At 59.4% G+C, this 21,767-nt stretch carries 19 protein-coding genes and 1 pseudogene; 8 read left to right on the forward strand and 12 right to left on the reverse strand.

What is annotated here, in order from left to right; genetic code table 11:
- The first annotated feature begins 14 nt into the window (after positions 1-14).
- From K5D32_RS04085 to K5D32_RS04110, 6 genes are read left to right on the forward strand one after another with little or no spacing between them, the layout of a single operon-like run.
- Positions 15-1,016, forward strand: coding sequence for an ABC transporter ATP-binding protein (locus tag K5D32_RS04085; protein WP_221576969.1), 1,002 nt, complete (start codon positions 15-17; stop codon positions 1,014-1,016).
- Positions 1,013-1,999 carry an ABC transporter ATP-binding protein gene (locus K5D32_RS04090; protein WP_221576968.1) on the forward strand — a complete coding sequence of 329 codons (987 nt, stop codon included), beginning with the start codon at positions 1,013-1,015 and terminating at the stop codon, positions 1,997-1,999. The genes K5D32_RS04085 and K5D32_RS04090 overlap by 4 nt, the downstream gene beginning before the upstream one ends.
- On the forward strand, positions 1,996-3,423 hold the full coding sequence (locus K5D32_RS04095; protein WP_221599331.1) for a M20 family metallopeptidase: 1,428 nt from the start codon (positions 1,996-1,998) through the stop codon (positions 3,421-3,423). The genes K5D32_RS04090 and K5D32_RS04095 overlap by 4 nt, the downstream gene beginning before the upstream one ends.
- Positions 3,420-4,592 carry a M20 family metallopeptidase gene (locus K5D32_RS04100; RefSeq protein ID WP_221599332.1) on the forward strand — a complete coding sequence of 391 codons (1,173 nt, stop codon included), beginning with the start codon at positions 3,420-3,422 and terminating at the stop codon, positions 4,590-4,592. The genes K5D32_RS04095 and K5D32_RS04100 overlap by 4 nt, the downstream gene beginning before the upstream one ends.
- Before the next feature lie 46 nt (positions 4,593-4,638).
- Positions 4,639-6,159, forward strand: a complete 1,521-nt coding sequence (locus K5D32_RS04105) for an amidase (RefSeq protein WP_221599333.1) — start codon at positions 4,639-4,641, stop codon at positions 6,157-6,159.
- 60 nt (positions 6,160-6,219) lie between these two features.
- On the forward strand, positions 6,220-7,119 hold the full coding sequence (locus tag K5D32_RS04110; RefSeq protein WP_221576964.1) for an AEC family transporter: 900 nt from the start codon (positions 6,220-6,222) through the stop codon (positions 7,117-7,119).
- A gap of 74 nt (positions 7,120-7,193) precedes the next feature.
- Here K5D32_RS04110 and K5D32_RS04115 read toward each other — a convergent pair whose 3' ends face one another.
- From K5D32_RS04115 to K5D32_RS26195, 8 genes and pseudogenes are all read right to left on the reverse strand, one after another.
- Positions 7,194-8,003, reverse strand: coding sequence for an ABC transporter ATP-binding protein (locus K5D32_RS04115; RefSeq protein ID WP_221599334.1), 810 nt, complete (start codon positions 8,001-8,003; stop codon positions 7,194-7,196).
- An 11-nt stretch (positions 8,004-8,014) separates the two neighbouring features.
- Positions 8,015-8,890: a nitrate ABC transporter permease gene (gene ntrB, locus K5D32_RS04120; protein WP_221576963.1), complete on the reverse strand. Its 876-nt coding sequence runs from the start codon at positions 8,888-8,890 to the stop codon at positions 8,015-8,017.
- A 27-nt stretch (positions 8,891-8,917) separates the two neighbouring features.
- Positions 8,918-10,252, reverse strand: a complete 1,335-nt coding sequence (locus K5D32_RS04125) for a CmpA/NrtA family ABC transporter substrate-binding protein (protein WP_221599335.1) — start codon at positions 10,250-10,252, stop codon at positions 8,918-8,920.
- A gap of 289 nt (positions 10,253-10,541) precedes the next feature.
- The gene (locus K5D32_RS04130) at positions 10,542-11,837 is read right to left on the reverse strand and encodes a nitrate regulatory protein (RefSeq protein WP_221576961.1); all 1,296 of its coding nucleotides are present in this window, start codon (positions 11,835-11,837) and stop codon (positions 10,542-10,544) included.
- A 117-nt stretch (positions 11,838-11,954) separates the two neighbouring features.
- Entirely contained in the window at positions 11,955-12,779 is an 825-nt protein-coding gene (locus tag K5D32_RS04135) for an alpha/beta fold hydrolase (RefSeq protein WP_221599336.1), read from the reverse strand.
- 157 nt (positions 12,780-12,936) lie between these two features.
- The gene (gene phnN, locus K5D32_RS04140) at positions 12,937-13,503 is read right to left on the reverse strand and encodes a phosphonate metabolism protein/1,5-bisphosphokinase (PRPP-forming) PhnN (protein ID WP_221599337.1); all 567 of its coding nucleotides are present in this window, start codon (positions 13,501-13,503) and stop codon (positions 12,937-12,939) included.
- 122 nt (positions 13,504-13,625) lie between these two features.
- The gene (locus K5D32_RS26190) at positions 13,626-14,390 is read right to left on the reverse strand and encodes a methyl-accepting chemotaxis protein (protein ID WP_374107976.1); all 765 of its coding nucleotides are present in this window, start codon (positions 14,388-14,390) and stop codon (positions 13,626-13,628) included.
- Positions 14,391-14,483: 93 nt separating this feature from the next.
- Positions 14,484-15,524, reverse strand: a pseudogene (locus K5D32_RS26195) (cache domain-containing protein); the annotation flags it as partial.
- A gap of 519 nt (positions 15,525-16,043) precedes the next feature.
- Here K5D32_RS26195 and K5D32_RS04150 point away from each other — a divergent pair.
- Positions 16,044-16,877: an HDOD domain-containing protein gene (locus K5D32_RS04150; RefSeq protein WP_221576957.1), complete on the forward strand. Its 834-nt coding sequence runs from the start codon at positions 16,044-16,046 to the stop codon at positions 16,875-16,877.
- 66 nt (positions 16,878-16,943) lie between these two features.
- Here K5D32_RS04150 and K5D32_RS04155 read toward each other — a convergent pair whose 3' ends face one another.
- Positions 16,944-17,948 (reverse strand): alpha/beta fold hydrolase, encoded by a 1,005-nt coding sequence (locus K5D32_RS04155; protein WP_221599338.1) that lies wholly within the window; start codon positions 17,946-17,948, stop codon positions 16,944-16,946.
- Between the two features lie 167 nt (positions 17,949-18,115).
- Here K5D32_RS04155 and K5D32_RS04160 point away from each other — a divergent pair, with 167 nt between their 5' ends.
- Positions 18,116-19,063, forward strand: coding sequence for a LysR family transcriptional regulator (locus tag K5D32_RS04160; RefSeq protein ID WP_221599339.1), 948 nt, complete (start codon positions 18,116-18,118; stop codon positions 19,061-19,063).
- Here K5D32_RS04160 and pstB read toward each other — a convergent pair.
- From pstB to pstC, 3 genes are read right to left on the reverse strand one after another with little or no spacing between them, the layout of a single operon-like run.
- Positions 19,044-19,823, reverse strand: coding sequence for a phosphate ABC transporter ATP-binding protein PstB (pstB, locus tag K5D32_RS04165; RefSeq protein ID WP_117164992.1), 780 nt, complete (start codon positions 19,821-19,823; stop codon positions 19,044-19,046). The two genes, K5D32_RS04160 and pstB, sit on opposite strands and share 20 nt — an antisense overlap.
- Positions 19,823-20,707: a phosphate ABC transporter permease PstA gene (pstA, locus tag K5D32_RS04170; RefSeq protein WP_025259633.1), complete on the reverse strand. Its 885-nt coding sequence runs from the start codon at positions 20,705-20,707 to the stop codon at positions 19,823-19,825. Before pstA ends, pstB begins: the two co-directional genes overlap by 1 nt.
- Positions 20,704-21,699, reverse strand: a complete 996-nt coding sequence (pstC, locus tag K5D32_RS04175; RefSeq protein ID WP_221576954.1) for a phosphate ABC transporter permease subunit PstC — start codon at positions 21,697-21,699, stop codon at positions 20,704-20,706. Before pstC ends, pstA begins: the two co-directional genes overlap by 4 nt.
- Between the last annotated feature and the right edge of the window lie 68 nt (positions 21,700-21,767).

Raw genomic sequence — 21,767 nt, forward strand, 5'->3', positions numbered from 1 at the left:
GAGGATATCCGGACATGGCTCTCTTGCATGTTGAAAACCTGCGCGTCGATATCCCCCTTGGCCAGGAAACCCTGCATGCCGTTCGCGGCCTGGATTTCCATGTCGAACGCGGCGAAATGCTGTGCATCGTCGGCGAGTCGGGATGCGGTAAATCGCTGACTTCCCTGGCGCTCATGGACCTGCTGCCGCGCAAGGCAAAACGTACGGCAACGCAACTCAGCCTGGACGGCATCGATATGCTGACCCAGAGCGAACGCCAGATGTGCGACCTGCGGGGCAACCGCCTGGCAATGATCTTCCAGGAACCCATGACCTCGCTGAACCCGGCCTACAGCATTGGCGATCAGTTGTGCGAAGTGCTGCTGCGCCACCGCAAGGTATCGCGCAAGGACGCCATGTTGCGTGCCGCGCAGATGCTGGAAAAAGTCGGCATCAGCAATGCGGGTGAGCGCCTGCGCCAATACCCGCATCAATTGTCGGGCGGCCTGCGTCAGCGGGTCATCATCGCCATGGCCTTGATGTGCGAGCCCGATGTCATCATCGCCGACGAACCGACCACGGCGCTGGACGTGACCATTCAGGCGCAGATCCTGCGGCTGATTCGCGATATCCAGAAAGAATTCGGCATGGCCGTGATCTTCATTACCCACGATCTGGGGCTGGTGGCACGTATCGCTGATCGGGTTGCGGTGATGTACGCCGGGCAAATCGTCGAGACGGCGCCCGCCGTGCAGTTGTTCGAGAACCCGCAGCATCCTTATACCCGTGGCCTGCTGGCCAGTATCCCGATTCCGGGCCGTACCCAACCGGGTCAGCCACTGGGGTCGATTCCCGGTCTGGTGCCGAGCCTGGTGGGCGAACAGCAAGGCTGCGCGTTCCGCAACCGTTGCTCGCAGGCGGTGGAAGCCTGCGCCAGTCACGTACCGCCCGTGGAAAGCGATGAACATATGGCTCGCTGCCTGTTTGCCACGCCCGGTACAACACCCGTCTTCCACCGGGAAGGAGCACTGTCATGAAAAAAGATATCGCTCTGGAACTCTGTGATATCCGTCGGGAGTTCAAGATCAATCGCGGTTTCTTCAAACCGACCGCCACCCTGAAAGCCGTGGATGGCGTGTCACTGCGCCTGATGCGCGGCGAAACACTGGGGCTGGTGGGCGAGTCCGGTTGCGGCAAGAGCACCCTGGCGAAAATGCTGCTGGGCCTGCTGCCACCCAGCAGCGGTGATGTACTGGTCAACGGCAAGCATCTGGCCGCCACCGACCGCAAGGAAATGGCGCGACGCATCCAGCCGATCTTCCAGGACCCCTACTCTTCTCTGAACCCGCGCAAGACCCTGCGTGAAATCGTCACCCTGCCGATGATCGTGCACGACATCGGCACCACGGCCGAACGCCGCAAGCGCACCGAAGAAATGCTCGATGTGGTCGGCCTGCCCAAGCGCGTGATCGACAGCTATCCCAGCCAGCTTTCCGGCGGCCAGCGCCAGCGTGTGGCCATCGCCCGTGCGCTGATCATGCGCCCGGATGTGTTGATCTGCGATGAGCCTACTTCGGCGCTGGACGTTTCAGTGCAGGCGCAGATTCTCAATCTGTTGCAGGACCTCAAGCGCGAGTTCGGCCTGACTTACCTGTTGATCAGCCACAACCTGGCAGTGATCGAACACCTGGCCGACCGGGTTGCGGTGATGTATCTGGGCCGTATCGTCGAAGAGCGCAGCCGTGAGTCGCTGTTCTCCGAGCCGGGCCATCCTTATACCCAGGCGCTGCTGGACTCGGTGCTGACCCCCGACCCGCATCTGGGCATTCCTGACCTTGGCCTGCATGGCAACTTCCCCAACCCGATGTCGCCACCGACCGGCTGCGCTTTCCATCCGCGCTGCCCCAGTTGCGGCGATGCCTGCAAGAAAAACTATCCGGCCAATGCTTCCGTCAAGGGCGGAACCGTGCGCTGCCATCTTCGCGACACCCCTCAAAAACTGGAGCTAGTAGCCTCATGAGTAGTCGCTCGAACGCTATCGAAAACGTCTGCGAACAATTCGACAGCGGCGCTTTCTTCGCCCTGTTGCAAACCAGCGTCGCCTACCCGACCCAAAGCCAGGAAGCCGCCAGCCTGCCGGAGCTTTATCGCTACCTGAAGGAGTTCATCACGCCGCATGTGGAGCGCCTGGGTTTCAGTGTGCAGATCCATGAAAACCCGGTGGCCGAACGAGGCCCGCTGATGATCGCCTCCCGCATCGAAGACCCGCAACTGCCGACCCTGCTCAGTTATGGGCATGGCGATGTGGTGCGCGGTTACGACGCGCAGTGGTACGAAGGCCTGTCGCCCTGGAATGTCGTAGAACGTGGCGAGCGCTGGTACGGTCGCGGCACGGCGGATAACAAGGGCCAGCACCTGATCAACCTCACAGCGCTTGAGCAAACCCTCAAGGCCCGCAACGGCAAGCTGGGCTTCAATGTGAAGCTGCTGCTGGAAATGGGCGAAGAAGACGGCTCTCCCGGCTTGCGCGAATTTTGCGAAGCACACAGCGAAGCGCTGGCGGCCGATATTTTCATTGCGTCCGACGGCCCGCGACTGGCGGCGGCACGCCCGACGCTGTTTCTCGGCTCGCGGGGTGTCTTCAATTTCGAGCTGAACGTGGACCTGCGCGAAGGCGCGCATCACTCCGGCAACTGGGGTGGGCTGCTGGCCAATCCGGGCATCATCCTGGCCAACGCCATCGCCAGCATGGTCGATGAAAAAGGCCGTGTGAAAGTCGCCGGGCTGATGCCCAGGGCCATCCCTGAAAAAGTGCGTGAAGCACTGAGCGATATCGAAGTCGGCGGCGGCCCTGGCGACCCGGATATCGACCCGAACTGGGGCGAGCCAGGCCTGACCCTGAGCGAAAAGGTGTTCGGCTGGAACACACTGGATGTTCTGGCGTTCAAGACCGGCAACCCGGACGCTCCGGTTCACGCCATCCCCGGCAAGGCCTTTGCCCATTGCCATATGCGCTTTGTGGTGGACAGCGACTACACCACCTTCATACCGGCAGTGCGCGCCCACCTGGACGCTCACGGTTTCAGTAATGTCGAGGTCAAGCAAGGCCGGATCGAGGTCATGAACGCCACTCGCCTGTCGCCTGACAGCCCGTGGGTGGAATGGGCGCTTGCTTCGCTGACCACCACCACGGGCAAGAAACCCGCGCTGCTGCCCAACCTTGGCGGCTCGTTGCCCAATGATGTGTTTGCAGAAGTGCTTGGCTTGCCCACCGTCTGGGTGCCACATTCGTACCCGGCGTGTTCGCAGCATGCTCCCAACGAGCACCTGCTGGCACCAGTGGTCAAGGAAAGCCTGCAAATCATGACCGGTCTGTTCTGGGACCTGGGCAATGATGCTGCGCGCCTGACCCGCGAACATCAGGCACTGGAGAACGCCTCATGAATCAACTGCAAGAGCAGGCAAGCCAATGGCTCGCCGGGCAATACGATGCCATGGAGTCGCTGTTGCAACGGCTGGTGGATACCGACTCCAACAGCTACGACAAGGCTGGCGTCGATGCGGTGGGTGAACTGCTTGCCGCCGAGCTGCAGGCCGATGGCATCGGCGTCGAACGCATCGCCGTCGAGAATTTCGGCGATGTGCTGCTGGCGGAACTTCCCGGTGGTCCGGGCAAGCCGGTCCTGCTGCTGGGGCATCGCGATACGGTTTTCCCCAAAGGCACCACCGCCACTCGTGGCTATTCCCGCGATGAAAAACTGGCCTACGGCCCGGGAGTCGCGGACATGAAAGGCGGGCTGGTGCTCAACTGCTTCGCCCTCAAGGCCCTGAAACGTCTGCCGCCGCTGCCGTTTCCGGTACAGATTCTCTATACCGGCGATGAAGAGATCGGTTCGGGCAGCGCCCGTGTTCATATCGAACGCCATGCCCGCGCAGCACAGGCCGTGCTCAACCCGGAACCGGGGCGCGCCAGTGGCAATGTGGTCAGCGCCCGTAAAGGCGGTGCCACGCTGGTCATCGAAGTCAGTGGCCGCGCCGCCCATTCGGGGGTCAACCATGCCGACGGTGCCAGCGCCATTCAGACACTGGCGCACAAGATCATCAAGCTGCATGCCTTGACTGACTATGCGGCCGGCATCACCACCAATGTGGGTTTGATGTCCGGCGGCACCTCCAGCAACACCGTCGCCCCCAGCGCCACGGCAAAGCTCGATGTGCGTTTTGTGGAGCTCAGGCAATGGGACGAAATTCTCACGGCCATTGAGGCCATCGTCGCCGAAGAGGAACTGCCGGGGACTTCAGCGCGTCTGCTGGAGGCCACCACCTTCCTGCCCATGGAAGCCAGACACAGCACCGACCTGTTGCGCATTTATCAGCAACAGGCGACCGAACTGGGTTTCATCGTCGAAGGCGAATTCACCGGCGGCTGCGCCGACTCAGGATTCACCGCCAGCCTGGGCATCCCGACGCTGTGCGGCCTGGGACCGGTGGGCGGCAAGGTGCATACCGACCGCGAATACCTGGAGCTGGCGACCCTGGTCCCAAGAGGCCAGGCACTGGTCGCGACCATTCTGGCGCTGAATGAATCATCCGCCCTTACACCAACCCCGTAGGAGCGAATTCATTCGCGAAAAAGCCCCCTTATTCCAAGGACTGCCCATGCCTAACTCCGACCTCCTCAGCAAACCCGCCACCGAACTGCGCGCCCTGATCGGCAATAAACAGCTTTCCCCTGTCGAGCTGCTGGACGCCTGCATCCAGCGAATCGAAACCCTGAACCCGAAGATCAATGCCTTTTCCGCCACCTGTTTCGAGCGAGCCCGCAAGGAAGCCGCAGAGGCCGAGCAGGCGGTGATGCAAGGCAAGCCGCTGGGGTTATTGCATGGCCTGCCCATCGGCATCAAGGATCTGGAAGAAACCGCCGACGTCCTGACCACTTACGGCTCGTCGATGTTTCGCGACAACGTACCCAGCCGTGACAACGTCTTTGTAGAGCGTCTGCGCAGCGCCGGGGCGATCATGGTCGGCAAGACCAACGTCCCGGAAATGGGTGCAGGTGCCAACACCCGCAATGTGGTCTGGGGCGCCACCGGCAATCCCTTCGATCCGAACCTGAACGCGGGCGGTTCATCGGGCGGTTCCGCTGCGGCGCTGGCGGTGGATATGGTGCCGCTGTGCAGCGGCTCCGACACCGGCGGCTCATTGCGTATTCCCGCCGCATTGTGCGGCATCGTCGGCCTGCGGCCTTCACCGGGTCTGGTGCCCAGCGAGCGCAAGAAACTGGGCTGGACACCCATTTCCGTGGTCGGCCCCATGGGTCGAACCGTAGCCGACACGCTGCTGCAATTGCGGGCATCGGCAGGCCTGGGCCAGTCCGACCCGCTGAGTTATGCCGTGGGCAGCGACGAGTTCGCGCCCCGCTCCATCGACCTGAGCCAGTTACGCGTCGGCTACAGCGAAGACTTCGGCAGTTGCGCCGTGGATGACAACATCCGCGCCGTGTTCCGGGCAAAAATCGAGGCCATCAAGCACCTGTTCAAATCCTGCGAAGCCATCGACGTCAATCTGCAAAGCGCCCATCGCACCTTCGACGTGCTGCGCGCCGAGGCCTTTGTCGCCGGTCTTCAGGATGCCCATGAGCGTGACCCGGACGCACTCGGCCCCAACACCCGCGCCAACTATGAAATGGGCGCAGCCATGTCGTTGCAGGATTGCGTCAAGGCCCATGGCGAACAGAGCCGACTCTTCCGCAGCTTCCAGCAGCAGTTCGAGCGCTACGACCTGATCCTTGCGCCCACCACACCGGTTTCGCCTTTCCCGTGGACCGAGCTGTACCTGCGTGAAGTCAATGGCGTGCCGCTGGACAATTACTATCGCTGGCTGGCGCTGTGCTACACCATCACCCTGACCACCAACCCTGCCGTCTCGATCCCCTGCGGTCTGGACCACAAAGGCATGCCGTTCGGCCTGCAAATGATTGGCGGCTTCCGGGGCGATGCAGCCTTGATGGCCTGCGCCCAGGCGCTCGAACAGGCCACCGCAGGCGACCCGCGCCTGTCCCGTCCGCGCCCGGACCTGCAAAAGCTGATGGATTCAGCGGTGGACCTGACCCATATCGTTACCCATCCACCGATCTATGGCGGATCGAGCACGCGCAAGCCGGATATCGGGGCGATGTGATAGGCATGGCCGGGCGAACAGCGCAATAATGCCCGGCCATCCCCCAAGGAGCTTTAATCTGTGGCCGTTTCCCAAGCCATCCTGCCGATATTTCTGTTGATCGTCCTGGGTTACGTGCTGGGACGCCGTAAAACCCTCACTCCCGACAGCACCAAGGCCTTGAGCAATCTGGCTTTCAAGCTGTTCATGCCCATGGTGCTGTTTACCGGCATGGCCAAGGCACCGCTGCATGATGGTCTGGATATCCGGATACTGGCGGCCTACTTCGTACCGGCGTTGATGGTGTTTGCGCTGGTCAATCTGGTGAACCACCGCTTTGCGGGCAAGCCGACGCCCTTTGGCCTGACGGCGAGTTTTTCCAATAACGTGCTGATCGGCATTCCGATGATTGCCGGTCTGTTCGGCAATCCGGGGCTGGTTCTGCTGTTTACCGTGATTGCCGTTCACAGCCTGTTGCTGTTCAGTTTCCAGAGCCTGTACGACAGTTTTGCGGGCAACGAGCCGTTCAATTCGCGCTCATTGATTGCGAGTCTGGCGAACCCGATGATCATTGGTCTGTTGCTGGGTGTTGCGCTGAACCTGTCCGGCCTGGCATTACCCGACTGGGCAGACCACCTCACCACCTGGCTGGCCCAGGCCGCCCTGCCCTGCGCCTTGATCGTGCTGGGTGCCAATCTTTCCAGCTATCGGCTGACACCCAGCGCCGAAGCCTTGGGTATCACCTTCGCCAAACTGGCGCTGATGCCGCTGCTGGTTTTGCTGGCCTGTATCGTGCTGGGCATCGAAGGCATGCCGCGGGCCGTGCTGGTGCTGATGGCAGCCGGGCCGTCGGGGGTCAATGTGCTGGGCTTTGCCCGGACGGTGCCGGATGTGCAGAAAACCAGCTCGGCGATCTGCATGACCACCATTCTGTCGGCGGGGACATTACCGCTGTGGATGTGGATCGGAACATTGTTTTAAATATCTGCGCAGGAGCGAATTCATTCGCGAATTTGTCATTTTTCGCGAATGAATTCGCTCCTGCGCGGTAGTGCTCAGGCGGCCACTGCCTCCACCTTGGGATGCTTCTCGTACAGGAAGCTCAGCACCGCATGGCGATACTGGTTGTACAGCGGGTCATCGGCCATGGCGATGCGGTTGCGTGGGCGCGGCAGGTCGATCTTGAGGATTTCACCGATGGTCGCCGACGGGCCGTTGGTCATCATCACGATGCGGTCGGAAAGCAGCACCGCTTCATCAACATCGTGGGTAATCATCAGCACCGTGTTCTGCAACTCGCTCTGGATGCGCATCACCTCGTCCTGCAAGTGGGCGCGAGTCAACGCATCCAGTGCGCCGAAGGGTTCATCCAGCAACAGGACCTTGGGCTGCATGGCCAGCGCACGGGCGATGCCGACCCGCTGTTTCATGCCGCCGGACACTTCGCTTGGGCGCTTGTGCAGGGCGTGGCTCATGCTGACCATGTCCAGGTTATACAGCACCCATTCATGACGTTCGGCCTTGCTCTTGCTGCGCTTGAACACTTTATCGACCGCCAGCGCCACGTTCTCGTAGACCGTCAGCCAGGGCAAAAGTGAATGGTTCTGGAACACCAGGCTGCGATCCGGGCCCGGTGTGCGAACCTCCTTGCCATCCAGGATCACCGCGCCGCTGGTGGATTCGGTCAGCCCGGCCACGATGTTCAATACCGTGGACTTGCCACAACCCGAGTGGCCGATGATCGAGATGTACTCGCCCCGTGCCACTTCCAGGTTGACTCCGGTCAGGACCTGGCTGGAGACGCCATCACGCTCGAAGGTCTTGCTGACGTTTTCGATGCTCAGATACTTGTCGTGCGCATTCATGTGCTTGCTCCTTAACCGGCCGATGTGCCGCGAGTGACCAGATGACCGATCAGGGCCACCAACCGGTCGAGTAGAAACCCGACGACACCGACGTAGATCAGCGCCAGGATGATGTCGCTGATGCGCGAGGCGTTCCACGCATCCCAGATGAAGAAGCCGATACCCACGCCACCGATCAGCATTTCAGCGGCAATGATCGCCAGCCAGGAAAGACCGACGCCGATACGCAGGCCGGAGAAGATGTACGGCGCAGCAGCAGGCAACATGATCTTGCAGAAGTACTCGACGCCATTGAGACGCAGGACCTTGGCCACGTTGCGGTAGTCATCGGGAATGTTGCGCACGCCCACCGAGGTGTTGATGATGATCGGCCATATGGCGGTGATGAAAATCACGAAAATCGCCGAAGGATGGCTGTCCTTGAAACCTGCCAGCGACAGCGGCAGCCAGGCCAGAGGCGGTACGGTACGCAGGATCTGGAACAGCGGGTCCAGTGCGCGCATGGCCCAGGCCGACTGACCGATCAGGACCCCGAGGCTGATCCCGGCGACCACCGCCAGCGTATAGCCGTAGGCGACACGTTGCAGGCTGGCGAGCAGTTGCCAGGCCATGCCCTTGTCATTGCCGCCGTTGTCATAGAACGGATGGATGATCAGCTCCCAGGTTTCATGAATGACCTGAGTCGGCGGCGGCAAGGCAGCGCCCTTGCCGCTGCAGAGCATTTGCCACAGCAACAGAAACAACGCGCCCACCACCAGCGGTGGCAATACACCCTGCACAAGGAACTGACGCAGGTTCTTGATTCGTGCAGGCCAGCGACTGGCGGGCTTGCCGGTAACGGTCACGGGCGTTCCCGCGGCCTTGAAGCTTTTACTTTCAGCGTTCATCGATTTCTCCCAAGCGAGTGGCCACTATCAGGACAGAGCCTTGATGGTCTGGCTGTCCAGATAGGCCTGCGGGTTTTGCGGATCAAAGGTCTTGCCATCGAAGAACGTCTCGATGCCACGCGATGTCGAGGCCGGAATCTGTGCCGCCGGTACATTCAGTTCAGCAGCAGCCTTGCGCCAGATGTCTTCGCGGTTGACCTTGTCCACCAGCGCCTGGCTGTCGAAACCTTGCGGCAGGTAGCCCCAGCGTTTGTTTTCCGTGAGGAACCACAGGTCATGGCTCTTGAACGGGTAAGACGCGAACTCGTTCCAGTAGCGCATCATGAACGGGCTGTTTTCCACGACCTTACCGGTGCCGTAATCGAAGTTGCCTTTCATGCGCTGCACGATGTCGTCGTAAGGGGCGTTGATCCAGCGGCGCTTGGCGCAGATTTGCGCGACCTCTTCCTTGTTTTCAGGCTGATCGCAGAACATCTGTGCTTCCATCACGGCCTTGAGCAAGGCTTTGGCCGCATTGGGGTTGGCGTCTACATAATCGGCACGCAACGCCAGGGCTTTTTCCGGGTGGTTGTTCCAGATTTCGCTGGTGGTGTTGGCGGTGTAGCCGATCTTCTGATTGACCAGTTGCCCGTTCCACGGCTCGCCCACACAGAAGCTGTCCATGCTGCCGACCTTCATGTTGGCGACCATTTGCGGTGGCGGCACGACGATGGTCGACAGGTCCTTGTTCGGGTCGATACCGCCGGCTGCCAGCCAGTAGCGCATCCACAGGTCATGGGTGCCGCCAGGGAAAGTCATTGCGGCATTGATGCTCTTGCCAGCTGCTTTCTTGGCATCCAGTGCAGCCTTGAAAGGTGCCGAGTCGAGGCCCAGCTTAAGGTCAGCGTATTCTTTGCCCACGGAAATACACTGGCCACCCACATTCAGGCGCGCCAGGATGTACATCGGCACCGGCCTGTTATTGGGGGTGATCTTGCCTGCGGCGATCAGGTAAGGCATGGGCGTCAGGATATGCGCGCCATCGATGCCATTGCTGGCCGAGCCCAGTACCAGGTTGTCACGTGTGGTGCCCCAGGACGACTGCTTCAGCACTTCGACACCGGTCATGCCGTACTTGGCGAACAGACCTTTCTCGTCGGCCACGAACAGCGGCGCGGCGTCGGTCAGGGCAATGAAGCCCAGCTTGGCGCTGGTGGTTTCCAGGCCATCGGTGCCAGCAGCCCAGACCACGGACTGCAAGCCCGGGGGCAGGATGCTCAGCGCTGCACCGCCGCCCAGCAAACCCAGCGACTGTTTGAGGAAAGACCGCCGAGGCGCATTTTCCGGGCTGTCTTGCTCGTGGCTATCTGGCTTCTCGTCCATATCATTCCCCCAAAAACACGCATAAAAAAACGGCGTACACACGCTCCAGGCCTTTGCCGATGAACGTGTGGACGCCGTTGTCCGGAATTCGCTTATGTGCCGCGGCCTTCGTCTGGAAGCACCCGGCTTGCACAACCTGCAAAGCAGTTTGCATGCCAGCTTTGCTGCAGCCATGAATCGCGTGGGTTGTAGCGAAGATCAAGCGTCTGGATCTCTGTGCGCCTCAGGACGGTTTCGCACAGTACTGGGGCGCTGCCTGCGCCGCTTGCTCGGCACAAGTGCACAAGGGTCAGTGGCGTTTGCGTGGCGCCGGACGTGCTGCGGCAAAGGCCAGCAGGGTCTGGGAGACGTCGACCATACGCTGGCCGCGCTCCATCGCTGACTGGCGCAGACGCTCGTAGGCCTGGCCTTCGCTCAACTGATGTTCATCCATCAACAGACGCTTGGCCCGTTCGATCAGCTTGCGTTCGTTGAGGGCCTGTCGTGCCTCTTCGAGTTCATCGTTGGCGCTCAGCAGACGCTGGGTCTGGGACTGCAACAGATCCAGAACCGAACGCCCCAGGTTCGGTCCCAGACCATCGGTTGGCGTGCTGTCCAGATCGATGGCCTGGACACTGAACAGGCGCGCCTGATCGACACTGCCTTCGGCTTCCAGGCTCACCAGACGGGTGAGCAATTGGCGATGGTTGTCCAGATCGGCACGGGCCTGCTTGATGCTCTCCTGACACTTGACCAGCAGTCCGTCGGCCAGGTAGATCTCGATATCGCGCATGGCATCGATGCGCAAGGTGTTGAGGTCGAACCAGACCTCCGACAGCATCGAATCGACTTTCTCGGCCTCCGAGGTCTTCAACGCCACGCCCCGCAAACGCCCAAGCTGCGCCACACAATCGCTGCTTTCCTGATTGCGCCACAGGCGTCGGGCATCGTCGTCGGCAAACTGGATGAAGGTCTGGAAACACCGCTCCTGGCTCTGCACCAGATGCTCCAGCCGGTCATGGGCGGCGGCATCGAAATAGCCCGCCAGGAATCCCCCGACACCACAGGCGCGCTCTTGCCCGGCCAGTTCCTTGCCTTGCATGAAGTTGAACATCGCCACCAGCACACGGGTAACCACCGGGTCGATGGCTGTGTCAGCGGCCTCGAACACCACCGCCAGCAAGCCACCGATCAGCCGGCTCAGTACCATGGTGGCGTCCTGAGGGGTCAGCCGCTGCTCGCGAATACGCCGCCGCAAGCCGGGCAATTCATCCAGGCCATGCATGACATAGGCGATACGGTTGAACAGCCGGGCGCGGTCGGATGCGCTGGCCGCGTCCAGATCGATGCGCTCGAAACAGTCCAGGACCCTGGCTTCGATGGCCTTGGCCTCGGCTGTCAGTACATCAAGCTGGGTCAGGTGATGGGCCTTGCCGCTGCCCAGATACATATTGGAATAACCACGCTCACGTTGCAGGGCATGCACCAACTGGCCGACCTGCGTCACCATCTGGCAAGTGGACGCCAATCCTTCCAGGCCTTCCAGTTCGCTGCGGCGCGCAGCCAACATGAAACGCAATGCTGCGGGCATGTTTTTATCAGTCATGGAATAGCTTCACGGGTGGAGTTCGGGGTCTCCATGCAAAAGCGAGTCCATTCAGGGAACGGATCGCGGCCAAGGCCCCTCCCGAAATCTATGGGAGGGGCCTTGGCCGCGACTCAATCATGACTGCTTGATGAAATCCAGCAGATAACCATTGATCTCATCGATCAATGTCGTACACATGCCATGGGAAGCACCGGGGATGATTTTCAGCTCCGAACCACGCACCAGCTCTGCACTTTTAATAGCCGAAGCAGCAATGGGCACGATCTGGTCGTCATCGCCATGCAGGATCAAGGTAGGAATATCGAACTTCTTCAGGTCTTCGGTGAAATCGGTTTCGGAAAACGCCTTGATGCAATCCAGCTGGCCCTTGATCGAGCCCAGCATGCCAATCGCCCAGAACGTATCGATGGTGCCTTGTGATACATCGGCACCTTCACGGTTGAAACCATAGAACGGTGTCGCCAAGTCCTTGAAGAATTGCGAGCGATTGGCCGTCACGCCCTCGCGGATGCCATCGAATACTTCAATGGGAAGCCCGTCGGGATTGGCCTCTGTCTTGAGCATGATCGGCGGCACCGCACCGATCAGCACCGCCTTGGCAACTCGCTCCGTGCCATGACGACCAATATAGCGGGCGACTTCGCCGCCGCCTGTGGAGTGACCGACCAGAACCGCATCCTTCAGGTCCAGCGCCTCGAACAGCTCGGCCAGATCGTCGGCGTAAGTGTCCATTTCATTACCCTCCCACGGCTGGCTTGAGCGGCCATGTCCGCGCCGGTCGTGGGCAATGACCCGGTAGCCCAGGCGTCCCAGGAAATTCATCTGGGCATCCCAGGCATCGGCATCCAGCGGCCAGCCATGGGAGAACACTATCGGTTGCCCGGAGCCCCAATCCTTGTAGTAGATCTCGGTGCCATCTTTGACTTTCAACAGGCCCATAAACATCAATCCTCATGTTATGCAGCAGTGACAGGAACAAGGACGACATTCGCGCGACGTCATACGCAATCGACGCATCGAAGGTGTGGGAGTTGAGACTAGACCGGAATAAGGGCACAGCCTTGTGTGGATGTGCCCTGGTGGACCGATGGTTCGGTCAGGCGGGTTCGCGCTGGCTGTTGATGTAGCGAATGAGGGTGTTGACGGTCTGTTGCAGTTCGCCGGAGTTATCCAGCAGGAAAACCGAGGGATTGCTGGCCATTACATTCACGGCAAAGGAAGCGTTGCGCTCCAGCCTTGCTTCGATTTCCGAGACCGATTCACGTCCTCGTGCCAACAGGCGCTGACGCAAGACCTGCTGATCGACCGTCAGCAGGACCGCCAGCAACGTCGGATAACGCACTTGCGCCTGCTGCAAGTGAGCCCTTGAACCGTTGATGAGCACGTTATGGCCTTCAAGCAGCCACTGGTCTATTTCGATGGGAATTCCGTAGCGCAGACCATTAGCCTGCCAGCTCAAGGCAAAAGCGCCCTGCTCGCGCATGGTCTCGAACTGTTCGACGCTGACGGCCTGGGCCGCCTCGCCCACCGCTTCGGCAGAACGGGTAATGACCCGCCGTACGATACGGCAATCATTGAGGGCCAGTGTTTCCCGTGCGGCATCCAGCAGGCTGTCCTTGCCTGAACCGGACGGCCCGATGAGATAGATCAACCTGCCCACCATCAAAACACCCTCGCCAGACGTTGCGGGTAACGACAGGCCGTGGGGCGCTCACACCACGGCCAGTAAAAGACTGGCCGGATGATAATCGTTCAAGGGGACATTCAGTAGTCCCCTTTCGCACGTCAGATGCGGAAACTTCCTACCAGTTGTTGCAAGCGGGCGGCTTGCTCTTCCAGCAGGTTGCAGGCGTCCAAGGTCAAGCGCAGGTTATCGACACCCTGCTGGTTGAGGGTGTTGATATGCGTGATGTCGACGTTGATCGACTCCACAACGGCGGTCTGCTCTTCGGTTGCGGTGGCGACCGACTGGTTCATGCCGTTGATTTCATCGATGCGGCGGGTGACGCTGCCCAGACGCTCACCGGCGCGGTTGGCGATGCTCACGCTGTCCTCGCTCTGACGCTGGCTTTCGGTCATGTTCACCACAGCCTCGCGAGCACCGACCTGCAGTTCTTCGATCATGGTCTGCACTTGCTGGGCAGAATCCTGGGTGCGGTGTGCCAGGTTGCGGACTTCGTCGGCCACCACGGCAAAGCCACGGCCTGCCTCACCTGCGCGAGCCGCTTCGATGGCCGCGTTGAGGGCCAGCAGGTTGGTCTGCTGGGAAATGCTGGTAATGACCTCGAGAATCTGCCCGATATTGGCGGTCTTGCCATTGAGGCTCTCGATGTTGACGCACGACTCGCTGATTTTGCCCGACAGTTCGTTCATCGCCGCAATGGTCTGCTGCACGACGCTCTGCCCTTCACCGGCCAGGTCGCTGGCATCGCTGGACTGCTGCGAGGTGCGTGCAGCGTTCTGGGCAATTTCATGGGCGGCAGCGCCCAGTTGATTAATGGCTGCAGCCACGCTTTCGGTGCGATTGGATTGCTGATCGGAGTTGGTCATGGACGAGTTGGAGGCTTTGACCACTCGCGTTGCCACTTCACCCAGTTGCCCGGCGGTGGAAGCCACTTCGCGAATCGAGGTGTGGATACGCTCGACAAAGTGGTTGAAGGACTCCGCCAGTTCACCGAACTCATCCTGGGAGGTAATGGCCAGCCGCTTGGTCAGGTCGCCCTCACCGTCCGCGATGTCACGCATGGCGCGCCCCATCTGGTGCAATGGCTGCATCAGCACACGAATCAGCAGGCCCAGCAACAGGATGATCACCAGTACGACCACACCCATAGCGGTGATCGCCGAGGTGCGAAACTCGCTGAGCATCGAGTAGGCCGCTTCCTGATCCAGTACCAGGGCGACATACCAGTTCGCTGTTGAAATGCCCTGGACAGGCGTGAAGGAGACGAACTCCGTCTTGCCACCGGATGTAATTTCAGTCACACCCGCCACGATTTTCGGCGTGTTGTTCGGATAGGCTTCGCTGATGTTCTTGAGAACCAGCTTGCTGTCCGGGTGAATCAGGATCTTGCCCTCGGCACTGACAATGTACGCATAGCCATGGCCGCCGAAATTCAGGGAGTTGATGGTCTTGCTGATGCTGTCCAGGGAAATGTCCGCACCCGCAACACCGGCAAACTGGTTCTGGATCTTGACCGGAGTTGCCAGGGTTACCACCAGCTTGCCCGAGGAAGCGGCAATGTAGGGTTCGGTGACGATGACGCCGGGCGCATTCTGCGCGGCCTTGTACCAGCCACGGGCGCGCGGGTCGTAATCGGCGGCGCGATTGCCGGCCGGAATGGAAAACATCACGCCTTCGGTGCTGCCGAAGTAACTGAGCTGGAAGTTCTCGCTATAAGCCTGCAGGCCGATTGCCCGCTGCAATTGAGGCAGCGTCTTGCCATCCGCGGCAATCTGCTGGCCCATGGACTGCAGCAGTTGCGAACGGCTCTCCAGCCAGGTCTGAATATTCTGAGTCGTCAGAGTGCCCAGCTGTTGCAATTCGGACAGGACATTGGATTTCAAAGTTTGGCGTTGTCGATAGTCGTTGATGACAATAAACGCACTAAACGCGACAACCACAATCAACGCAGCCGCCAGCAGAATTTTCTTGCTGAAACCTAAACTTTTAATCATGAGCATACTTCCATTGCAGAAACCAGAAAGGCGAAATAGCAATCACCCGAAAAGCCTGACAACTGTGTCGTTTCTACGAACCAGGGAGATTGGCAAAAACCGCTGATATATCAGTAGGTGCCTGCAATCCAGAAAGCTTTCAGCAACAGCTCGCCCCCGGAAACGGAGCGAATTGATATCATACACACATGCATTTTCCATGACAATTTGAGCATTTATTTAAAAGCCCTGTCTGAAAACGTTTCCTGTTTAATTTTTTTCATTAATGACGTCAATAAAGTGCCGAACAATCCGACTTGAATGATCAATCTGGCGAATAGACATATTTTTCAAAAGGAGATGCCTTACTTGGCCATAAACATGCCATAAACTTTTTATTCGGTTTTTTCAACGCTGCTCATCGCATCGTAAATACCCTGGATGATGTCCTCAGGATGCCAGAGCTGAGATGCACCTCTCACAATGCATCGGCAAACGTGCACAGAGGAAAAAACTGACTATCGTTGAATCATCCGACGTACGAGGATGCCATCGATGACTCTTGAAAAACTGTTTGAAGATTTGCACAGCCTGCCCAGCATTCCCAAAGTGGCCCAGGACCTGATGCTGCAGTTCGATAACCCCTCCTCCAACCTGGAAAGCATCGCCCGCAATATCGAGAAAGACCCGGTGATTGCAGCAAAGGTGCTGCGCCTGGCCAACTCGGCCCGGTTCCGTGGCTCCCGTGAGTCATCCAGTATCGAAGACGCTGCCATGCGCCTGGGTTTCAATACTCTGCGCACGCTGGTAATGGCGTCGGCAGTGACAGGCGCTTTCAAGGCCGGGCCGAGCTTCGATCTCAAGGCGTTCTGGCTCAAGAGCTTTCAGGTCGCGGGGATCTGCCGGATGCTGGCCAAGCAGACCGGCGCAGATCCTGAAATCGCCTTTACGTGCGGGGTCATGCACAACATCGGTGAACTGCTGATCCAGACCGGTGCGCCACAAGTAGCCGAGCGCATCAACAATGCCGCTCGCACAGGAGCGCCGGGGCGTGCGGCCATCGAGACGCTGCAACTGGGTTTCGGTTATCCGGAAGTAGGAGCCGAGCTTGCCAATCGCTGGCATCTGCCTGCGGTCATCAAGCAGGCAATTGCCTATCAGGCCAACCCGGTCCAGGCACCGGACAACGCCCCGCTGCCGCGCATCGTGGCTCAGGCCATTGTGATTTCCGACGCACTGGAAACCGGCGGCGGTGCAACGCCTGAAGCCCAGAAGGCAGCAAGCGGCCCGCTGATGGAAGGCATCGACCTGGACGCCCTGTTCAACGGCCTGCCTCCCGTGCTGGAAGCAGACAAGGCGTTTTCACAGTTGCTGTCTTGATCTCCATTATTCGCGAATAAATTCGCTCCTACCTGGTTTGCGTAGGAGCGAATTCATTCGCGAAGGCTATTTCAGGAGCAAACCTGAAACCAGTGCCTTGTTGAACATGGCCGGATCTTCCATCTGAGGTGCATGCCCCAGGCCTTTGAACTCCACCAGCGTGGCACCCGGAATCATCTCGGTGACCTGCTTGCCCAGTACCTTGTAATTGCCGATCCGGGCCTTGACCTCGGGTGGTGCAATGTCGCTGCCAATGGCTGTGGTGTCGGCATCGCCAATCATCAGGACAGTCGGGACCTTGAGTTTCGGGAATTCGTAGAACACTGGCTGAGTGAAAATCATGTCGTAGATCAGCGCCGAGTTCCAGGCAACCGCTTTCTGGCCCGGCCCCTTGTTCAGGCCGGCCAGCATATCGACCCACTTGTCGTACTCAGGCTTCCAGCGGCCGTCGTAATACGTCTTCTGTTCGTAACTGCGAATCCCTTCGGCAGTCACCTTCAATTCACGCTCATACCATTGATCGATACTGCGATAGGGCACGCCCAGGGCTTTCCAGTCTTCAAGGCCGATCGGGTTGACCATTACCAGCTTTTCGGTCTGCTGGGGATACATCAGCGCATACCTTGTCGCCAGCATGCCGCCGGTGGAATGACCGACCACAGAAACCTTGTCGACCTTCAGGCTGGCCAGCAATTCATGGGTATTGGTTGCCAGTTGCTGAAAGCTGTATTGGTAGTAGCCGGGCTTGGTGGAGGTGCAGAAACCGATCTGATCCGGCGCCACAACGCGATAACCCGCCTCGCTCAGTGCCTTGATGCTGTCTTCCCAGGTGGCGGCACAGAAATTCTTGCCATGCATCAATACGGCCGTGCGGCCATTGGCCTTGCCGGTGGGCGCGACATCCATATAACCCATTTCCAGTTTCTGGCCCTGGGACTGGAAGCTGAATTTCTTCAAGGCATGGGGATAGGCGAACCCTTCAAGCTGCTGGCCATAGCTGGGTGTTTCGGCAAACACTGCACCCGGCAGCGCAAGTGTCATGAGAAAACCTGCGATCTTTGCAGCACGCATAAAGAACCTCCTGTAGGAAATGGAGCGTGAACATGCGGGAATTCAGCATGCTGGCCTACAGACTTGCTCCTGTCACGCAAGCAGACATTTCATAGTGTTAACGCCGAGTCAGATAGACTGTCGCCATCCTTTCGAAGTACGGCCTGGCATGGAGCAAAGGAATAACGATGAATCGCAATGAACTGCGCAAGGCAGACATCAACCTGATGGTGGTTTTCGAGACATTGATGCTGGAACGCAATGTGACGCGAACTGCCGAAAAACTGTTTCTCGGCCAGCCGACCATCAGTGCTGCACTCAATCGGTTACGCAGCCTGCTCAACGACCCGCTGTTCATCCGGGTCGGTCATCGCATGGAACCCACCGCCCGCGCCCATGAAATCCTCAGGCACCTGACACCGGCACTGGATGCCATGTCCATGGCGCTGAGCCTGGCCAGCGACTTCGACCCTTCAGCCAGCACCATGACCTTTCGCATCGGCATGTCGGACGATGTGGAATTCGGCTTGCTCCCCGCCTTGCTCCAGGCGGTACGCAAGGAAGCACCGGGCGTGGTGCTGGTGGTCAAGCACGTCGATTACCTGAATATCTCGGAAGTGCTGATGTCAGGCGAGATTACCGTAGGCGTCTGCCTGACCCGCGACCTGCCGGCCAATGCCAAGCGCAAGCCATTGCGCAATGTACAGCCGCGCGTGGTCAGGGCCGACAAGTCGTCGACACCCATGACGCTGGATGAATATTGCTCACGGCCTCATGTGGTGGTGTCTCACGCCGCGAACGTCAGCAGCTTTGCCGATGAGTGGCTGACGGCGCTGGGACGCAAACGAAAGGTGGTGCTGTCCGTGCCGCGCTTCACCACCCTGCCCGCGCTGATGGCCGGGACCGACCTGATCGCCGGTCTGTCCGACTTCACGGCCAGTGCCATGAGTTCGTTGGGGTTATTGCACGATGAACCCTTGCCGTTCAGTACGCCGGGGCTGGATCTGTCGATGACATGGTTGAGCGTGATGGACAGCGATCCGGCAGAACGCTGGCTGCGCAGCCGGATCGAGGAATTCATGGGCGAGCACCAGGCGGTGCCCGCCCTGGAGGGCATCAGCCAAAACGACCGGTGATGTAGTCTTCGGTCTGGGTCTTGGAAGGCTTGGTGAAAATGGTGTCGGTGTCGCCGTGTTCGATCAGTTCACCCATGAACATGAACGCCGTGTAGTCCGAGCAACGGGCCGCCTGTTGCATGTTGTGGGTCACGATGATCACGGTGAACTGCTCTTTCAGTTCGGTGATCAACTGCTCGATACGGCCAGTGGAGATCGGGTCCAGTGCCGAAGTCGGCTCATCGAGCAGCAGAACCTGAGGACGCAGCGCGATGGTACGTGCGATACACAGACGCTGTTGCTGACCACCGGACAGGCTGGTGGCGCTGTTCTTGAGCTTGTCCTTCACTTCATCCCACAACGCGGCGCCACGCAGGGCCTGCTCGACGCGGTCTTCCATTTCACGACGCGAGAGCTTTTCGTGGTGGCGGATAGCGTAGGCAATGTTCTCGAAAATCGACATCGGGAACGGCACCGGCTTCTGGAACACCATGCCCACCTGACTGCGCAGACGGTTCATCGAGTAGCCCGGCGCCAGGATGTTTTCGCCATTGAGCAGCACTTCGCCGCGCGCTTCCTGTTTCGGGTACATCGAGTAGATACGGTTGAACACGCGCAGCAGAGTGGACTTGCCGCAGCCGGACGGGCCGATGATCGAGGTGATCCGCTTTTCGGGGATCATCATGTCGATGGATTTCAATGACTTCTGTTCGTTGTAGAAAAACTCCAGACCACGCACTTGGATCTTGGTTTTTTCGTTGGCAAGGGAAAGGTTGTTCATCAGGACGCCCTATTGCGCAGAAGAATTAAGCGAGAAAGCAGACTCAGAATCAGTACGAAGAGCGTCATGACCAATGCACCGGCCCATGCCAGGGAGTGCCAGTCTTCGAACGGGCTCATGGCGTACTGGAAGACAACCACCGGAACGCTGGCGATTGGCTTGAGCAGGTCGCTGCTCCAGAACTGGTTGCCGAAAGCGGTGAACAGCAGCGGCGCGGTTTCGCCGGTGATACGTGCCAGCGCCAGCAGAACACCTGTCACCACGCCCGCCTTGGCGGCACGCAGGACGATTTGCAGGGTCAGCTTCCATTGCGGCACACCCAGGGCCAGTGCGGCTTCGCGCATGGTCGAAGGTTGCAGTTGCATCATTTCATCGGTAGTACGCACCACTACCGGGATCACCAGCAATGCCAGGGCCAGGGCACCGGCAATCGCCGAGAAACCGACCTGTTGGCCTGTGAGCTGATTGAGCGGCAGCACGACCACGGTGTACACGAACAGACCCAGCACAATCGACGGCGCCGACAACAGAATGTCGTTGATGAAACGCACTGCGTTGCCCAGCTTGGAGTAGCGGGCGAACTCGGCCAGCCAGATACCAGCCATCAGGCCGATTGGCGTACCGATCAACAGACCGATACCGGACATCAGGAGGCTGCCGTAGAACGCGTTGGCCAGACCGCCTTCAACACCCGGCGGCGGGGTCATGCCGGAGAACAGTTGCAGGTTCAGGGCATCAATGCCCTTGATGATGGTGGTCAGCAGAATCCATACCAGCCACAACAGGCCGAATGCAGTGGCGCCGCAGCTGAGCACCATTGCGATCTTGTTCTTGATATCACGAACCCGGTACAGGCGCTCGCTACCGGTTACGTCCTTACTCATAACCCCTCCTTACGCGAAAGACGCGACAACATCAGACGTGCAAGGGCAAGCACGATGAAAGTAACCACAAACAGCAGGAAGCCCAATGCGATCAGCGCCGAACGGTGCAGGTCGGTGTAGGCCTCGTTGAACTCGTTGGCGATGACCGATGCAATGGAGCTGCTCGGCATCATCAGGGATGCGGAGAACTGGTGGGCGTTACCCAGAACGAAGGTCACCGCCATGGTTTCACCCAATGCACGACCCAGCCCCAGGAACACACCGCCAACCACCGCCGAGCGGGTGTAAGGCAGAACGATGTCCCAGACCACTTCCCAGGTCGTACCGCCCAAGGCGTAGGCAGACTCTTTAAGGGTCGTAGGAACGGTACGGAAAACTTCCTGCATCACCGAAGTAATGAACGGCGTGATCATGATCGCCAGGACGATACCTGCGGTCAGCATGCCGATACCCAGCGGCGGGCCCTGGAACAGGCTGCCGATAATTGGCAGGCCACCCAGATTTTCATTGATCCACGGCGACAGGTGTTCAGCCATGAACGGGCCGAATACGAACAGCCCCCACATGCCGTAGATGATCGAAGGGATGCCTGCCAGCAGCTCGATGGCTGAGGCAATGGGCATCCTCAACCAGGGCGGCGCGACTTCCGTCAGGAAGATGGCGATGCCGAAGCTCACCGGAACGGCGATCAGCAAAGCCAGGAAAGAGGTCACCAGCGTACCGTAGATCGGAACCAGGGCACCAAACTTGCCGTTGTTCACGTCCCACTCGGCACTGGTCAGAAAACCAAAACCAAAGGTCTCGAATGCCAGACTTCCGCCCCACAGGGTCGACAGGGCAATACATCCCAGCAATGCCAGCACCAGCATGGCGGCGCCTTGCAGCGAACGCCTGAACCAGGCGTCATGTCGATGATCCCGCTTGGCGCGCTTTTCGCCTTCGGAGTCGATGTCTGAGACGTTCGCGGACAGGTATTGGGTGTTTTCAGTCATGTTGAGTCCACTCGCAAGAAAAAGCCCCCGTCACCGAACCGATATCGCGGTTGATGACAGGGGTGAGC

Source organism: Pseudomonas cichorii (assembly GCF_019719005.1).
Taxonomy (GTDB): domain Bacteria; phylum Pseudomonadota; class Gammaproteobacteria; order Pseudomonadales; family Pseudomonadaceae; genus Aquipseudomonas; species Aquipseudomonas cichorii_E.

What these genes read in the sequence shown, in the direction of transcription:
- pstA (WP_025259633.1), bottom strand. Translation starts at nt 20,707, where the DNA reads ATGAGTAAGGACGTAACCGGTAGCGAGCGCCTGTACCGGGTTCGTGAT.
- ntrB (WP_221576963.1), bottom strand. Translation starts at nt 8,890, where the DNA reads ATGAACGCTGAAAGTAAAAGCTTCAAGGCCGCGGGAACGCCCGTGACC.
- pstB (WP_117164992.1), bottom strand. Translation starts at nt 19,823, where the DNA reads ATGAACAACCTTTCCCTTGCCAACGAAAAAACCAAGATCCAAGTGCGT.
- pstC (WP_221576954.1), bottom strand. Translation starts at nt 21,699, where the DNA reads ATGACTGAAAACACCCAATACCTGTCCGCGAACGTCTCAGACATCGAC.
- K5D32_RS04085 (WP_221576969.1), top strand. Translation starts at nt 15, where the DNA reads ATGGCTCTCTTGCATGTTGAAAACCTGCGCGTCGATATCCCCCTTGGC.
- K5D32_RS04115 (WP_221599334.1), bottom strand. Translation starts at nt 8,003, where the DNA reads ATGAATGCGCACGACAAGTATCTGAGCATCGAAAACGTCAGCAAGACC.
- phnN (WP_221599337.1), bottom strand. Translation starts at nt 13,503, where the DNA reads ATGGTGGGCAGGTTGATCTATCTCATCGGGCCGTCCGGTTCAGGCAAG.
- K5D32_RS04155 (WP_221599338.1), bottom strand. Translation starts at nt 17,948, where the DNA reads ATGCGTGCTGCAAAGATCGCAGGTTTTCTCATGACACTTGCGCTGCCG.
- K5D32_RS26190 (WP_374107976.1), bottom strand. Translation starts at nt 14,390, where the DNA reads ATGACCAACTCCGATCAGCAATCCAATCGCACCGAAAGCGTGGCTGCA.
- K5D32_RS04160 (WP_221599339.1), top strand. Translation starts at nt 18,116, where the DNA reads ATGAATCGCAATGAACTGCGCAAGGCAGACATCAACCTGATGGTGGTT.
- K5D32_RS04095 (WP_221599331.1), top strand. Translation starts at nt 1,996, where the DNA reads ATGAGTAGTCGCTCGAACGCTATCGAAAACGTCTGCGAACAATTCGAC.
- K5D32_RS04105 (WP_221599333.1), top strand. Translation starts at nt 4,639, where the DNA reads ATGCCTAACTCCGACCTCCTCAGCAAACCCGCCACCGAACTGCGCGCC.
- K5D32_RS04100 (WP_221599332.1), top strand. Translation starts at nt 3,420, where the DNA reads ATGAATCAACTGCAAGAGCAGGCAAGCCAATGGCTCGCCGGGCAATAC.
- K5D32_RS04125 (WP_221599335.1), bottom strand. Translation starts at nt 10,252, where the DNA reads ATGGACGAGAAGCCAGATAGCCACGAGCAAGACAGCCCGGAAAATGCG.
- K5D32_RS04090 (WP_221576968.1), top strand. Translation starts at nt 1,013, where the DNA reads ATGAAAAAAGATATCGCTCTGGAACTCTGTGATATCCGTCGGGAGTTC.
- K5D32_RS04135 (WP_221599336.1), bottom strand. Translation starts at nt 12,779, where the DNA reads ATGGGCCTGTTGAAAGTCAAAGATGGCACCGAGATCTACTACAAGGAT.
- K5D32_RS04130 (WP_221576961.1), bottom strand. Translation starts at nt 11,837, where the DNA reads ATGACTGATAAAAACATGCCCGCAGCATTGCGTTTCATGTTGGCTGCG.
- K5D32_RS04150 (WP_221576957.1), top strand. Translation starts at nt 16,044, where the DNA reads ATGCCATCGATGACTCTTGAAAAACTGTTTGAAGATTTGCACAGCCTG.